8 protein-coding genes are annotated in these 16637 nt (G+C 25.9%); 6 read left to right on the top strand and 2 right to left on the bottom strand.

The window, feature by feature from the left end:
* Positions 1–78: 78 nt before the first annotated feature.
* The 3 genes from V3V28_RS10210 to V3V28_RS10200 are packed head-to-tail and all read left to right on the top strand — an operon-like array spanning position 79 to position 7192.
* Entirely contained in the window at positions 79–1491 is a 1413-nt protein-coding gene (locus tag V3V28_RS10210; protein ID WP_331364915.1) for a hypothetical protein, read from the top strand.
* 20 nt (positions 1492–1511) lie between these two features.
* A complete protein-coding gene (locus V3V28_RS10205) occupies positions 1512–3491 on the top strand; it encodes a caspase family protein (protein ID WP_331364914.1) in 1980 nt (659 codons plus the stop codon).
* Between the two features lie 26 nt (positions 3492–3517).
* The gene (locus tag V3V28_RS10200; RefSeq protein ID WP_331364913.1) at positions 3518–7192 is read left to right on the top strand and encodes a caspase family protein; all 3675 of its coding nucleotides are present in this window, start codon (positions 3518–3520) and stop codon (positions 7190–7192) included.
* 67 nt (positions 7193–7259) lie between these two features.
* Here V3V28_RS10200 and V3V28_RS10195 read toward each other — a convergent pair whose 3' ends face one another.
* Positions 7260–8189: a hypothetical protein gene (locus V3V28_RS10195; RefSeq protein ID WP_331364912.1), complete on the bottom strand. Its 930-nt coding sequence runs from the start codon at positions 8187–8189 to the stop codon at positions 7260–7262.
* A gap of 140 nt (positions 8190–8329) precedes the next feature.
* Between V3V28_RS10195 and V3V28_RS10190 the strand changes: the two genes are divergently transcribed.
* From V3V28_RS10190 to V3V28_RS10180, 3 genes are read left to right on the top strand one after another with little or no spacing between them, the layout of a single operon-like run.
* Positions 8330–9442 carry a CHASE2 domain-containing protein gene (locus V3V28_RS10190; protein WP_331364911.1) on the top strand — a complete coding sequence of 371 codons (1113 nt, stop codon included), beginning with the start codon at positions 8330–8332 and terminating at the stop codon, positions 9440–9442.
* Positions 9418–10140, top strand: a complete 723-nt coding sequence (locus V3V28_RS10185) for a hypothetical protein (protein WP_331364910.1) — start codon at positions 9418–9420, stop codon at positions 10138–10140. The genes V3V28_RS10190 and V3V28_RS10185 overlap by 25 nt, the downstream gene beginning before the upstream one ends.
* A gap of 12 nt (positions 10141–10152) precedes the next feature.
* The gene (locus V3V28_RS10180; RefSeq protein WP_331364909.1) at positions 10153–14202 is read left to right on the top strand and encodes a caspase family protein; all 4050 of its coding nucleotides are present in this window, start codon (positions 10153–10155) and stop codon (positions 14200–14202) included.
* A 723-nt stretch (positions 14203–14925) separates the two neighbouring features.
* Here the strand turns inward: V3V28_RS10180 and V3V28_RS10175 are convergent.
* Positions 14926–16635, bottom strand: a complete 1710-nt coding sequence (locus tag V3V28_RS10175; RefSeq protein WP_331364908.1) for a DUF6531 domain-containing protein — start codon at positions 16633–16635, stop codon at positions 14926–14928.
* Positions 16636–16637 lie beyond the last annotated feature (2 nt).

Genomic DNA, 16637 nt, shown 5'->3' with positions numbered 1-16637 from the left:
ATATCTAGGTAGTGGTTATAGAAGAATTTTTATTATTTTACAGTCTTTAAAACCATTAATGCCTTCAAAAACTCAAAAATGAAAAATATAATAACCTGTTTTCTGTTATTTTTTGTTAGCTCTATGATCTCTCAAGAAAAATATAGAATTACATATAATTATCTAACAGAAGAAATAAACTATTATAAATTAGACAAGTTAAATAATGTGGAAGACACACTATCTTCTCCTAAATTTAAAAGAAATAGCTTAATAGAATTAAAGTTAGTTAATGTAAATCCGTTTGCAATTAGTATAAAAACAGATGTTAAAGAAGAAACAATTCATCCTACAATGAACGGTTTTAACTTTAGTTCTCTTTTGGGTAGTATGAATTCTTTTTCTAATGAAAACTTAAATTTAAACGTTAAAGATAATGCTGTTTTATCTAGAGGGATTACGTCTAAAGAAGAAAAATCTAGAGGAGATAAAGTAAACAATAAATTTACTGAATTAAATAAACTAACAACAAACATAGATGCCATTAAAACCTCTTTTTTATCAAATTTAATGAACCCTAATTTTGATAAAGAAAAGATAATAAAAAACTTAAAAGAAATTTCTTCTAAATATGTAGATAATAGATTGCCAGACCCAAATGATAATTTCTACCTATATCTTTTCAATTTAAATAATGTTTTAAAAGAAGATTCTAAAGATTTAGAAAATGAAATTTCTAATATTTCTTTAGATATAGACCAAACAATGAATAGTGACACAACAATGTCTAGAGGAGAGTTGGTTCAAACAAACAATGCCTATAAAAACTTAAAAGAGCTTACAAGTAATATTAGTAGCAATCAATTAAAAACTTCTCAAAACTTAACCAAGATTATGGATTTGTATACCAGTTTAGAAGCTTCTAAATTTGAACAAACCTATGATTACATTATTGAGGCAGATAAAGTAGCTATAGAACTTAAGTTTTTACAAAGCAAGTTTTCAGAAAGAACAAATACCAACAATACAGAATCTAGCCTTATTAAAACTAGAAGTTTAAAACTATTTGCTAAAGGTGGTTTTAAAATTAATACAAGTGTTGCTTTAACGTTGAATAACTTTGGCGGAAAATCAAAAGACTTTTATGTAGATAATAATGGTGTTATTGGCGAAGATATTAACAGTCATTCTACACCAAACTTAAGTACCATGATTAATTTTTATCCGGTAATAGGAGAAAATTTTAATTTAGGTGGTTCTTTCGGATTGTCTATTCCTATTTCTGGAGAAACAAAAGGAATTAATTTTTTATTAGGACCTACCATTTTTTTAGGAAGTAAAAGTAGACTTTCTCTTTCTGGTGGTGTTGCCTACGGAACTGTAAATAAATTAACAAAAGGATTAGAAGTTGGAGATACTACAACAATTATAGATATCGATAATTTTACAAAATCAGTTTATGATTTTGGATATTATTTTGGAATCTCTTTTAGCCTTTTTGAAATTAAATAAAAACAATTTAAATAAACATTATGAAACAGATTTACATTTTATTGTTAATGTGTACTGTTGTCAGTTTTTCTTTTGCACAAGAAAAGAAAACTACAAAACATGCTTTAATTATTGCAATTGGAGATTATCAACCGAAGACTGGTTGGGGTGTAATTAGCTCTGCAAAAGATGTTCCTTTGATAAAAGAAACTTTATTAAATCAGGAATTTGAAGAAAAGAATATAGTAACCTTAATTGATAGCGAAGCTACAAAAGAAGGAATATTAAAAGCAATTAAAGATTTAAAAGATAATAAGCTAAAAAATGGTGATGTATTAGTTATACATTATTCTGGTCATGGACAACCAATTTTTGATAGTGCAACGGATGGCAAACTAGATGAAGCAGATGACAAAGATGAAGCATTGGTGCCCTATGATGCAATGGCTAGTTATAGTCATAATTACAAAGGAGAAAACCATTTAAGGGATGATGAGTTAGCAAATCTTACAGCAGGTTTAAGAAATAAATTAGGTAAAAGCGGACAATTATTATTACTTCTAGATAGTTGTCATTCTGGTTCTTCAGCAAGAGGAGGAAAAGCCAGAGGAACTCAAACTGTATTTGCTCCAGAAGATTGGGAGCCAAGCAAAGATGGAAAAGCAAAAGGAAGTGATATGTTTGATGAGGTTAAAGTAAGTAAAGATGCAGCATCTTATGTTTTAATTTCAGGAGCTTCTGCAGATGAATTAAATTATGAGCATCCAGATGGTTATGGAGCCCTAAGTTATGCGTTTTATGAAGCAATGAGTGATCTAGGAACCGATTTTACCTATAGACAATTATTTGACGTAATTTCGGCCAAAATGAATACTTTTTCCCCTAACCAGCATCCAGGAATAGAAGGAGATCAAGACATGATGTTATTTAAAAATGAATATGTAAAACAAGAACCATATTTTAAAATAAAAAACATATTAGCTAAAAATGCTGTAAAAATTCAAGCAGGAAACTTACATGGAATATTTAAAGGAACTACTGTTTTTTTAATGCCAGTGGGTTTAAGGGAAATGGATTCTTCAAAAATTTTAGGTAGAGGAGAAGTTAAATTGGCAAAATTTAATGAAAGTAATATTTTATTTGATAAAGATTTAAAAAGTGAAAACAAAAATGACTATAATATTTTTATAGATAAAAAAAGTTATGGAGATATTTCTTTAAATGTATCTTTTGATAAGGATTTAAAAAACAAAAAAGCTAAGAAAGAACTTAAAAAATTTTTAGACAAAACAAAACTTGGTAAAATTGTAGATTCTATAAAGTCAGACGTTGTCATATCAGAAAAAGATAACAAATTTAATTTATACGCAACTAACGGATATAGTGTAATTGAAGAAAACATAGAAATTGAAGGTTTAAAAAAATCTTTATCTACCTATGCTCATGGTTCTTATATGAAAAAATTAAATTTTAATAATAAAAAATATGAATTTACTTTTCGTGCATTACCTGTAGGTCTTAATGTTGTTACCGAAGAAAATGAAATTGGTAAGCCAGAAGATTTAATGAGAAATAACGTTTTATCGATAAGACCAGGAAAAGATCAGTTAGTTTTTGAAGTAACAAATCATTCAGAAAAAGACTTGTATTTTACTATAATTGAGGTTAATTCTAAAGGAGAAATAAATAGTATTTTTCCTAGTGAGAGATTTGAAATGAATGACCAAGAAAGGCTTATTGGAAAAGGAAAAACAGTGCTTTTTGATAAAAAAATAATGAAATATGGGCCACCTTATGAGAAATTAGTGATGAAATGTATAGCATCTCCATTTCCAATAAATATTGCATCAACAATAAAGAATAGAGGTGTTTCAGCAGGAAAAAGAGGTGCACTTAATCCTTTAGCAAATTTTGTAAACAATACTTTTTTAAATTCAAGAGGACAAGGTGATGTAATAGTAGTTACAGATAAAGTTGATGGTTATACATCAGAAATTGTTTATGAGATTGTAAAAGAGTAAAGAACATGTCTAAATAAATTTTTAGAATGAGAAAGTTTCTAGTAATTATATGTTTTTTTTTCAGCGTTTATATTTTTGCGCAATTACCTGAAATTTCAATTCCTTTCGGACATTCAGAATCTATAAACTCAATAAATATTAGTTCTAAAGGTAAATATTTATTGTCTGGTAGTGAAAATTTAGCATTGTTACACGATATTAATTCGGGTGCAATTATTCGTCGTCATGAATTAAAAAGTAAAAGTCAGTTTTCAGAGAATATTGAGAATGTTTTATTTTCTAAAAATGATGAATTCTATGCAGTAAGTATGTTACATTCTTCTACTTCAAACTCAACTACTAATCTCTATGAAATGAAGTCAGGAGAAGTTTTAATCAGTCTAAATGGATATACACCGATTAACAACTTTGGTTTTACTAATTTATTACCAACCATTTCTGGGGATACATTAACAATTACCCTTATTAAGAAAAAAAAAGATATTTTTAAAGAAAGCCAAAGGTTAGATCCTATTTCTAACAAAAGTTTGTATTTAACTGATAAAAACTTATATCTAGGACATAGTTCTGGCTATGTAACTTCTGTTAATCTAGAAAGTTTGTCTCAAGAGCCAATTTATTCTCATAAGGATGCAGTTGAAGAAATAATAGTTAGTCCAAATGAAAACTATATAGTTTCCTCTTCTTTAGATCAATCATTAATTATTTACGATCTCGTTAATTCAAAAAAAACAATTATAGCCTCTCAATCTAATAACCGCTATTTTAAATATGAATCTATTTTTATTACGCCAGATAGCAAGAATATAATCTGCTCAAGTTTTAGTAAGCTATATATATATGATATAGAAACTGGTCTTGAAATTAATTCAATTGAAATGCCCGATTCTATTGTTAGTTTTAATTATAAAACGCTTAATAAAGAGATTATCGTTGCCACTCTAAAGGATATTTTTATTGTTGTTAACTTTAAAGACATCGTTCTATTAATGCCAGATGAAGATACTTTAGAGAAGAAGTTTATGCTTTATAACTCTAAAAATAATACACTAATATTCCCTAATAATAAAGTAAATTTTAATATTTATAGTTTAGAATCAGGTGATTTGTTGAATACTATAACTTCTATGGGGTCTAAAATGACTTCTGCATTCTATAATTCTAAAAACAAAGTATTAACTATTGGCTCAACAAATGGTTTGTTTAGCTTTAATACAGAAACAGGGAAAACAAAAAAATTATCAACAACTCATATAACACATTTAAGTAAAGGGTTTAATGAAGACGAAATTGTTGCTAGTAGTATTTATGGAGGTGCAGAAATATTCGATTTAACAAAACAAAGTTCAAAAGAAATTGAAACTTCCAATTTTGAAAGGTATAATGAGTCAGATTATTTTCAAGGAGAAACCATAGAAACTAAAGTTACCAAAGGAGGCAAGTATCTTGTAAGTAAGTCTTTTGGAGATAGGTTGTCTAGAAATGAAATATATTCAATCTTTAACATTAAAGGACAGAAGTTGTCGTTCCAAATAGAAGGCAAAGAGACTTATATTTTTGATTATATAACTATTTCTACAATTAAAAATACAATTGCAGTTATTAAAAATAATAATATCTATCAATTTAAACTTACGGGTTTTGAATTAATTAACGCTTCTAAATCAGTAGGTTTAATAGTAGATAATCGTATAGAATATAATTCTGATGGGAGTTATATTATTGTAAAAGGATATAATGAGGTAAGAGTTATTGAATCAGAGAATCTTAAAACCATAATTGTAAAAACAAAAACAGATAAGATTGGATATGATTTTAGTTTTTTATTGAATACTGATAAAGATTTAATGACAATTTTGTCTGAAGGAATTATCTATATATATAATTTAAAATCATTAAAAGTTGTAGGTGAAATTAAAGAAAATAAGAAGCCTAATAATATATTATTTCTGGATAAATTAAACATAGTACAGGTGTATTTTGATAATGAAATAAAATATTATAGTAAAAAAGGAGAATTAATTAAACGTTTTAAGAATATAAAAACTAATTCGATTGCTATAAATTTAAAGGATTTAGATTATACTGTTTTTGCTGGTAATCAAGGAGAAATAAAAATAATAGACAATAAAAATAATAATATTAAATCTCAATATTTAGTTCATAATTCTCAATTAGAATCAATTTCATTTGTTAAAGATTCACTTTTAATAAGTGTTTTTAATGATGGATTAGCAATCATCTCAAACTTTATTACTACTAAAGAAGTTTGCAGGTTCATTATTTTAGATAAAGAAAATTTATTTTGTTCAACTCCAGATTTATATTATTCTTTCTCTAAAAAAATATCAAATAATATTTTTTATAAAATGGGCCTAAGAGTGTATCCTTTTTCACAGTTCGACCTTAAATATAATCGCCCAGACATTGTTCTTAAACGAATTGGAGATGCACCTCAAAAATTAATCGATTTATATTATAAAGTATACCAAAAACGACTAAAAAGGATGAAATTTACAGATGATATGATTACTGGAGAACATCATCTTCCAAAAATTTCAATTCAAAACAAAACTCATTTACCTTATAATACAAAAACAGATTTATTAAAAATTAAAGTAAATAGTACAGACTCAAAACACCCACTAGATCGCATAAATGTATGGATAAATAATGTACCTATTTATGGTGTAAACGGAATTCCTTTACGCTCTAAAATGATAAAAGAGTTTAATACTACTTTGAAACTTAAACTTAACAATGGTAAGAATAAAATAGAGCTTTCTGTAGTTAATCAAGCTGGTTCAGAAAGTTATAGAGAAGCTTTCTATGTAAACTCAACAAAAGCGCTACCTAAACCTAATTTATATTTAATTGTTTTAAGCGTTTCAGAATATTTAAATAAAAATTTTAATTTACGTTACGCTCAAAAAGATGGTAAAGACATTGTTAATTTATTTCAATCGAATAAGGGAAAATTGTATAATAAAGTAATTGTTAAAAAGCTTTTTAATAAAGAAGTAACTCTAGAAAATATAACTAAACTTAAGAGAAAATTAAAAAAAGCAAAAACCCATGATGAAGTTATAGTTTACATTTCTGGACATGGTGTTTTAGATAAAAATTTTGATTTCTATTTTGCTGCTTATGATATGAATTTTAAAAATGCTTCTGAACGAGGTATTTCATATGATTTTTTAGAAGACTTATTAGATGATATTCCTCCACGTAAAAAATTATTACTTATGGATGCTTGTCATGGTGGCGAAGTAGATAAAGATGATTTAATTGTTCAAAATCAGTCGAAGAAGTTGCCAAGTAATGGTGAAAAAGGAAACGTAATTAAATACTCATACAGAGGCACTTTAACTGAAAATAAAAATACAGATTCAGAAAACTCTCCATTTCAAATTATGCAAGAAACATTTGTTAATTTAGATAGAAGAAATGGTGCCAGTGTAATTTCTGCATCAGCAGGAGACAGTTACGCATATGAATCTAAAAAATGGAATAATGGGGTTTTTACTTATTCCATTCTCAACGGACTTAAAAATAATGCAGCAGACTTAAATAATGATAAGGAAATAACATTAAATGAGTTAAAAAAATACGTTTCTAATGAAGTAATAAAACAAACTGAAGGTCGTCAAAAACCAAATAATAGATATGGTTTTAAAGAGTATGATTACCGTATCTGGTAAGGTTTTTTAGTTTGCAATATTCACTATTTTATTTTAAAAATAAATTTGAGAAATTTATTAACACAAGTTAATCTACAATCTTATTAATAGTAGAACTACCATTTTTAATAATAGCGTCTTTATTATCGCTTAAAATAGAAGGTAATTTATTTAAATATTTACTTTTGTTTCCTTCATATTCTTCTAATTGTACATTTACCTTTATAACACCATAGGTTTTGTCTGCTTTTAATTCAGGTAAAATAGGAATGTCAATATACCATTTTGTTAAAATTGGTGTATCAATTTGGTTTTTATAACCATACTTAATGTTTTTAAAATCGTACTCTTGCTCAATTAAAACAGCCGTTTTAGGTTCTCCATTTGTACTTCTCCATTGCCCTTCAATAGAAATTAAAACCCTTGCATTTAGATTTTCATCACTAAAAACCTTTGTTTTAGAGAAAAACACTCTTAATTCATTAAAGCTTAAACGAGTTACACCAGGGTTTTTATCATCACTTTCAAAACCAATAACTGCATGAAAGTTTAGCATGTCTTCATTTTCTTTTTCAGGAATTACATCTAAAAGTGCTAACGTAGTTCCTTTTACTCCTCTAGATTTTGGTGCAGCATTAATTTCTCTTGTAATTATAGATTTTAGTTCAGTTTTCTGTACGTTTTCTATTGGGTTTGCGTACTTTTTAAGCTGAATTCCTGTATATGTTTTTTGAATTCTACCACTATAATTATTGTAATAATCATTAATAGAAATTGAGTTTGTATAGGTATTTATTAATTTTTTTGATGATCTATCAACTAAATATTTTGCGCCCATAAACAAGCCTTCTAAAGCAGTATCTACAAGACCTCCTCTAGATTTTTGTTTGGTTAACTCTACAACAAAGTTTTCGTTAGATTGTATGTTAGATCTTTTATGACTTGCACAAGAAGTTATTAAAGTTGATAAAACTATTAGATAAGAAAAATAGCAAGTGAAAGACTTTTTTAAAAACATAAATATTTTTTTGTAAATATAAGGGAATCTTTAAAATTTAATTTACCTATTTGTAGGTGTTTTTATTAAACAAGGTGAAATTTGTTCTATTAACAATTAAAATTATTCGTAATTTTAGCAAAAAACCAAATTTAAAACAAATGAAATCAGCTTTTAAACATACTATATTTACATATTGTGTTTTTGGGTTGTTATCATTAATTTTCTTTAATATTTCCGTTTTCGATTTTATAGAAGATGCTTTCGATGATTTTAGTTATTTAGATTTAGTACAGTCTAAAAACATTTTTAAATACGATAAAGTAATTTCTGATGTTGTACTTGTAAATATTGAAAATAGAGATAGAGAAGAATTGGCTTTATTAATAGATCACTTGGCAAATCAAACTCCAAAAGTTATAGGTTTAGATGCTATTTTTAGAGAGCAAAAAGACGCTTTTAAAGATTCTATTTTATCTGTAACTATAAAAAAACATACTAATTTATTGGTAGGTTCTTATGTGTATCCAAATATTTTTAATCATCAAGAATTCAACATCAAAAATAAAGGGTTTATAAATTTTAATCTAAAAAAAGAACGAAAGAACGTAATTAGAGAGTTTTTAACGAACAAAGACACGTTAAATTCTTTTGCTTATACAATAACCCAAAAAGCTAGCAATAATAAAATTGAAAAAAGTAAGAACTTAAGAACAATTAAGTATTTTGGGAATTATGAGCAGTTTTTACATTTAAGTTTTGATGATGTACTTCTTCAAGAGAAAATTCCTTTCATTAAAGATAAAATAGTTTTATTAGGTTATTTAGGATCACCATTCGGAAATGTAAACGATATTCAAGATAAAAAGTTTACGCCTATAAATAAAAATTTTACAGGAAAAACAATACCAGATATGTACGGAGTTACTATACATGCAAATATTATAAATTCTTTAATTAAGAATGATTTTATTAGAGAAATTCCTAGATTTATAGTTATCATTTTGGGTATTCTTTTTACGTTTCTAACATCGCTATTATTTATAAAAGTACACGCAAAAGACTATACCAATGAAACATTAATAGAAAAATTATTCCAATTATTTTATTCTTTTATAATACTTTGGATATCTGTTTTGTTCTTTACAGTTGGTATAAAACTGTCAGTAGCTTTAATGATTTTATGCCCTATTTTAGCCATAGAACTATTACCATATTCTGAATTTTTTAATGAATTTTTACTCAAAAAATGGAAATCTATAAGCAAAAAATAATAATTTTTTTTATTATTCTATATTCATTCGCAATATACTCTCAAAAAAAATTAGTTGTCTATCAAGTAGAAGGTAACGTTTATTATTCTAAATCCAAAAAGCAATTATATACAGGTAGCTTACTTGAAGTTAATAATTCAATTTTAATAGAAAAAGGAAGCGCTATTTTTATTGATGAAAACGCTAATATGTATAACATTTCAAAAGAAGGAAAAACATCTTTTGCGGACGTAAAAAAGAGTAAAATAAAAAATGAATCGAAATCTGTAAGTAAAAGATACCTTTCTTATGTTTATAAAAAATTCTTAAAAAAGGAAGAGAAAAAGAGTATTTATGGTGGTGTCTTTAGAGGCAATGATAAATTACAACTCCCTAATAATCTTTCTTACTTTACAGTTGATTCGTTTGTCGATTTTAAATGGAATTCTATCGGAGAAAAAACATTTTATCTCTGGATTTTGAATGCTAAAAATGAAAAAATAATAGGCAAATACAAAATGAATTTCTCAAATAGTTTAGGAATTTTATTACCTTTAAAGAAAGGAGTTTACAAATGGACAGTTACTACCGATAACACTTTAGAAAGTAATAAAGAATTTAATATTTTTGAAATTGTCTCTAAAAAAGAATTTGATAAAAGAGAAAAAGACAAGATTTACGAAGTTAAAAAGAGAGTGGAATTACTTCTAAAAGATTAAAATAAAACAACTATGAAAAAGTATATAATTTTATTTTTTTTAATTGCTTTTGGTTTTAAAAATGCTGCACAAGACAGTATTAAATTACATTTAAAAGATTACCATGATACACAAATATCTGATATTCTTGTAACTAAAGATGAAAAAAGAATAATTACTATAGATAATTATGGTAAAATTTTAAAATATAATACAGAAGATTTTAGTTATCATAGTAAGCTTAAAAAAAGCGATGGTTTTTTTATAGAAAGTCCGCGTTTAATTTATAACGAAAGAGGCTTATTTTATAAAAGTAAAGACTCACTTTGGATTATCGACTCCAACGCAAAAGTACTTGGTAAAAATCCATTTAAAGGGCGTTTGTTTAACAACAATAAAATTGGACCGTTGATTTTTACTGAAGAAAAAGACATCCTCTCTTCAGTAATATTAATTTATAATGATAATTTTCAACAAATAAAAGCCTTTAAAACAAAGGATAAAATTACATCTGCTAATATTAATAAAGACACCACACATATTGCCTATGTAGAAGAACATTATACTGGCAAACAAAAATTAATATATAGAGATTTAAAGAGTGACGCCGTACTTTGGGAAAGTGTTTTAGAAGATTCTCATAAAATTATACACTCTTTTTTAAATAATACAGATAATACTGTTTATGCAATTACTATTTCTAAGGAAGAAAATGTTGTGTCAGTATATGCTTATAAAAATGGAGTACGAGCAAAAAATCCAGAAGTAAAAACGAAATGGAAATCATTACCTTTTTCAACTTCAGTTTCAGATTATTTTATTGAAAGTAACACAATTATTATTACAGAGAAAGGTTTCTCACCAGCAAACCCAATAGTTATAAATTTTAAAAATAATAGTTTTAAAATTAGTAACTTAAATTCTAAAAAGGGTGCTTATACAGCAGCTTATATTAAAAAAAACAATAAAATTATAACTGGTAATACCTTTAATAAAAACTTTAGTGACATTGCCAGTTTTTCTGTTTTTAATGCAAAAAAGAAAGATGAAATAAGTACGCATCCTAATTTTACCAAAGAATTTTATAAAAGTCTTTATTTGCCAGATGATAGTTTTATCATTTATGGTTCAGAAATAAAAAAATCTAATATTTCTAATAATATAAAATATTATGCAAAAGGTACTTTTTATGATCGATTTCAAACACTAGGTTTCGAAAACTATATAGAAGTAAATCATAAAGTTAGCTTTACTTCTAATTTTATTTTAGATAAAGAAACAGGACTCGTTATTTTTTATGGTTATGACCTTTCTAATAATGATAGATATATTTTTAAATATAGTTTTATAGAAGATAAAGTTATTAAGTTGCATAAAGTTAAAGACAAATATTTTAGCATTATTGATTATGATGAAACGTCTAAAAAATTATTATTAAGTCCAAAAAAATATTATAATAATGGGTACACAGAACCACAACCATTAGCTGTAATTACTAATGATAAAATTACAGAACTTAAAGGGCTTTATAAATTTGCACAATTCTCTAAAAAAGCTGTACACATTTTAACAATTTCAGATAAGAACCTTGTACAAATTAGAGATAAAAATTTAAATATAATTTTTGAAGAACAATTAAAAGATGGTAGTTACCTTTTAAGTAAAGCTGATGAAAGTTTTATAGTAAGTAATTCATTTCAACAAATTGAGTTTGGTAAGTGCTTTAAAGAAAGTGTTTTTTTTATTCCTCAAAAAAATAAAACCTTTAAATCTGAAAAAAAAGACTGTTTTTATATCAATGATTTAAGTAGTAAGAATGGCAGAATAGCATTGTTAATAGAAGGTTTGGGGATTATTGTTGATGAAAAATTAATCTCTATTGCTTCTTCTAACTTTCCCAAAAACATATCATTTAACAAAGATGCTTCAAAATTAATGGTTAGTTATGCTAATGGAAAAACAGGAGTTATTGATACAGAAACGCGCAAAGAAATAGGGGGCATGTTTCATCCTTCAGAAAAAACACACATTTTTTATGATACAGAAAATCATTATTTCAGTAATATGGAAGCAGATGACTTTTTATATGCTACAAAAAATAAAAAAAGAGTTTCTTTAAAAAGTGTAGATCCAATAATTTTTAAACCAACAAAAGTTTTGTCCGTTTTTGGCGAACCAAATAAAGAATACCTTACTTTATTAAATAAAGCTGTTAACTTAAGAAAAAATAAAAAAGAGTATGCTAGTATTAAAACTTCAAAAAATGAAAGAGTAAATAAAAAAATAGACAAAAAAGGAGATTTATATGTCTTAAGTATTGGTGTTTCAGAATATAAACAAACTGCCTATAATTTAACTTTTGCCGATAAAGATGCTTTTGATATTGCTAATGTTTATGGTAAATTAGATTCAATAACAATTAAAGATTTTAAAGATGAATTTTTGGGAGATAGATTCACTCTACAAACTATACAAAATAAACAAGTAGCTAGTTTGAATAGGTATAAAGAATACAATTCAATAGGAGATATGTATTCAATTTCATCTGATGATAAAATATGGTTAGAAATTAATTATGGGAAGGCTTTAATATGGAATTTTAATACTGAAAAAATTAAAAAAATAAAGCTACCTAACGATTTTGAAAAGGATATTTTCTCTAAACAAATCTATAAATCGCAAAATAAAAATGAATTTTATGTAAGATCAGTTGATAGTAATTTTTATAAAATAAATTACATTTTAAATACTATTGAAAAAATAACACTCCCTTTTGAATTTAAATATAATGATTATAAAAACTACAAACCAATAAAAAATAACAAATGGCTTTATGCAACACAGCTAAATAATAAACAGGAATTTCAGATTTTATTTGCATCAGAAAATAAAAGTAAAATAGATACAACTGTGCTTAATCTTAAAAAACATCTATTTAAAAAAGACACCATACAAATGGAAAGTTATGAAAGTTTAATGCCAAACTTTAAAAGTATTTCTAGTTCTGGCGATTATATTTTATATACAGATGTTAGTGATAACGTCTATAAAATTAAATTATCAAAAGAGAATATTCCTATAAAGCTCCCTTTTTCTATCACCTATGGAGATGAAGCCTCAATTTCTGAAGATGGAACAAAAATTACTGTTTTAAGTAGTAAATTAAATGAATTTAGGCATAAAATAATTACCTATAATTTAAAAGGCGAAGTTTTAAATAGCAATACTTTTGTAGATGAAGATTATACTATAAAAGGAATGTCTATTGCTAATTTAAAACCTAAGTGGATTCAATCTAATGCAGCTAAAGTAGTTGATTTTAATTATAGTAATTTTAGTTCCTTTAAATTATTATCAAATTCAACTCCTTTTTCTTTCAACAAATCTTATGTAAAAAAAATTACAAATACAGATGCTACTAAAGAAAATATAGAAGCAGAAATAACCAATTTTTTAAAGAATACAAAAGAAGAAGATCAAGTAATTGTTTTTATAGCGGGTCATGGAGTTTTAGATAAAAAAAACAATTATTATTATGCGCCTTATAATATGGATTTTAGCGATGTTACCAAAAATGGAGTCGCATTTAATACAATTATTAAAGGTTTATCAAATATAAAAGCATCGCGAAAATTATTATTAATGGATACTTGCCATGCAGGAAACACATTAGATATAGAATCTGAAAATAACGGAACTAAAGTTTTAGGAAAAGAAGGAGAAAGAGGTACAATTACTAAATCTAATAAAAAAAAGCCTTCTTTTAAAGTCTCTGAAATTATTGGAAACTTATTTGAGGATTTTATGTCTACATCTGGTATTACTATTCTGTCTGCATCTTCAGGTTCAGATGTAGCTTATGAAAACAAGGAATTAAGTAATGGTGCATTTACATCTGCATATTTAAAAGTATTAAAAAATAAATTTGGTTTTTTACCGAAATTAAAAGATTTAGAAAAATCGGTTATTATAGATGCAGATTTTATACAAGAAGTTTTAAAGCAAGTAATGATTTTAACAAACGGAAAACAAGTACCAGATATTAGAGAAATAAATAAAAATACAATTATTAAAGCTTGGTAAACTTTCAACTTTAAAACTGACTTATAGTTATTGTCTTTTTCTTTTATGAAAAAACTTAAAAATAGTTACGTTACTTTTTACAGTTAGTCTTTTATTAAGCAGCTGATTTTTATTAAAAGCTAAAGACACCGCTTGCGATATTTTAGAAGGCGTAGATTATGTAAAAGGTATTTGGGAAGATTTATCAAAGAAAAAGAGTAGAGGTATTGCTGTAATTAACAAACCAAATGCAAAATTTGCAGATGTTGTAGAAGATGAAATTGCATTTTATAACAGTATAGATAATGTTAGTTTACCAGACGTAGATGATTCTCTATTTAAAAGAATTATAGATAAATTTAGAGGAACAATTTATAACGAAAAAGAGTTTCAAAAATTAATTTGTAACGAATTAAGATGTGTTATAAACCAAGATGGAAAATCGGTTACAATATTTGAAATTAAAGATGGCAAACTAGAAACTACAAATATTACTGGCGATTTTACTAATGATGCATTACTGCAAAGGGTTGCATTAACAGGTTCGCTTTTTGATATTAAAGATAAAGTAACTTAATAACTATTCAAAATACACAAAAACGACCCATTTTTGAAGTTCGCTTTTGTATTTTTTCATCACTTTTTTTGTGTTTCTTTAAAGGTTTTGTAGAGTTGTTGTCCGTTTTCCATTTGGTGTAGAATAAATTTATAAATTCTAGTGTTTCGTCATTATTATTTACTTTACTACATACCTAAATTAACCCCAGAAGGTTTTACTAAAGCTAATAAGTTTTGAAAAGCTTGTGTAACCTGTAAAGCCATTTTATGACCATCTTCACTAGCAACTCTTTCTATTTCTCCAGATTTATCATAAGTAACAGTAATAGCCCCAACATCTTTCATTTTTATTTTTATAGGTTTACCAAGTTTGTTGTACTCAAAAGTTAGTAAGCTCTTTTTACCAGTTTTAGTATTACCATTTGCCATAGATATTATTTGCTTTTTATCATTATAATTTAGTTTTATCCATTGTTTATTGTCTTTAATAGCATAGGTTAAGTTTAAGCTTTCATTATAAGTAAATTCGTAAGTACCATCTTCATTTTTAACAAAGATTAGTTTTTCTGATGTTGGATGATATTTCATAGAAATAAATTTACCTCTTGTAGATTCTTTTTCTACTAATAAACATCTGTTATTATATTTAAATTTGGTAGTATGTTTACCTCTAGAAATTTCTATAGGATTACTACAAATCTCATCGTAAGTGGTAGCTGTTTTTATGCCATTTATTGTGGTTACTATTTTTTGTGAATAAGTACCTCCATTTGCTTTTTCTCCAATAAAATATTCATAGATATTGGTACTTAAATTACCATTAAATCCTTTTTTAGTTACTTTGGTTGCATAATGATTGTCATCTTTTGTACCATCTTCTTTATAAAAGACTGGGTATTCATAAGAAATAGTTTCACCGTTTCTATCTGTAATACTTTTTACATAAGATGTTTTTGGGTGATAGGTCATTATTAGAGCATCTTCTTTTACTCCTTTTACTCTTATTGCATTGTAGATAATTTTTGTGAGATTTTTATTATTATCATATACCTGCTTAAATATATTATCTTTCATATCTTTATTATAAGCTAAAGTCTTATTTTCATAAATATATTTTGATTTATTTACGACACTTTTATTTTTAAAATAAATTTCAGTAACAAAACTATTTTCATTAGTTTTAAAGATTAAAGTAGTTCCATCACCAGTAATCATTTTAGAGAGCATATTGTTTGTGTATTCTAAAATGGTAAAATTACCATTTCCTAAATCATAACGAATTAATTTACCATTGCTATTAAAAACTTCTGTTTCATTGTTGTTTTTTTGATTTCTAACAAATCCTTCTTCTGTTAATGTTATTTTTTGATTTCCTCTTGTAAAACTTTCCCATTCAGAGCCAATAGGGAAATCTGTTGCATACGCAAGTAATCCTTTTTTAACATAGGTATCCCATTTTTTTAAACGATATTCTATATTGTTTTTTAGCTTTTTAATTTGATTTGCAATTGCACTTGGGTTTAATTCTAAATCTCCTTCTTCTTGCATAATTTCAATTAAATCATCAATCATTAATTGGGTTAAATCTTCAGAAATTTGTGGGGATAAATAAATAGTTTTTTCTCCTGCTCCATATTCTTTAACACGCAAAGTTCCATCAGGATAAATATTTAGAGAAGTTTCAAATTTTGTACCCCAACCATAACCAAATAAACCTGTTTCAGTAGACCTTGAATTATAAGTTCTAGTAATATCTTTAAAAGCAGATTTATAATTTTTTAAGAGAAGATCAGTAAATGAAATGTAAAAATTACCATTTTTAAGGTTTACACCTGCATTTAAATGAAAGCTAAATAGGCTTAAAATTAGTAGACTAAAGATTAGTTTATTTTTCATTT

This window comes from Polaribacter sp., assembly GCF_036480315.1.
GTDB lineage: Bacteria > Bacteroidota > Bacteroidia > Flavobacteriales > Flavobacteriaceae > Polaribacter.
The sequence above is the reverse complement of the archived record's forward strand: the minus strand, read 5'-3'. Positions and strand labels throughout refer to the sequence as shown.

Bases quoted from the DNA above. Each gene is read 5' to 3' on its own strand.
- V3V28_RS10210 (WP_331364915.1), top strand. From the start codon at position 79: ATGAAAAATATAATAACCTGTTTTCTGTTATTTTTTGTTAGCTCTATG.
- V3V28_RS10205 (WP_331364914.1), top strand. From the start codon at position 1,512: ATGAAACAGATTTACATTTTATTGTTAATGTGTACTGTTGTCAGTTTT.
- V3V28_RS10200 (WP_331364913.1), top strand. From the start codon at position 3,518: ATGAGAAAGTTTCTAGTAATTATATGTTTTTTTTTCAGCGTTTATATT.
- V3V28_RS10195 (WP_331364912.1), bottom strand. From the start codon at position 8,189: ATGTTTTTAAAAAAGTCTTTCACTTGCTATTTTTCTTATCTAATAGTT.
- V3V28_RS10190 (WP_331364911.1), top strand. From the start codon at position 8,330: ATGAAATCAGCTTTTAAACATACTATATTTACATATTGTGTTTTTGGG.
- V3V28_RS10185 (WP_331364910.1), top strand. From the start codon at position 9,418: ATGGAAATCTATAAGCAAAAAATAATAATTTTTTTTATTATTCTATAT.
- V3V28_RS10180 (WP_331364909.1), top strand. From the start codon at position 10,153: ATGAAAAAGTATATAATTTTATTTTTTTTAATTGCTTTTGGTTTTAAA.
- V3V28_RS10175 (WP_331364908.1), bottom strand. From the start codon at position 16,635: ATGAAAAATAAACTAATCTTTAGTCTACTAATTTTAAGCCTATTTAGC.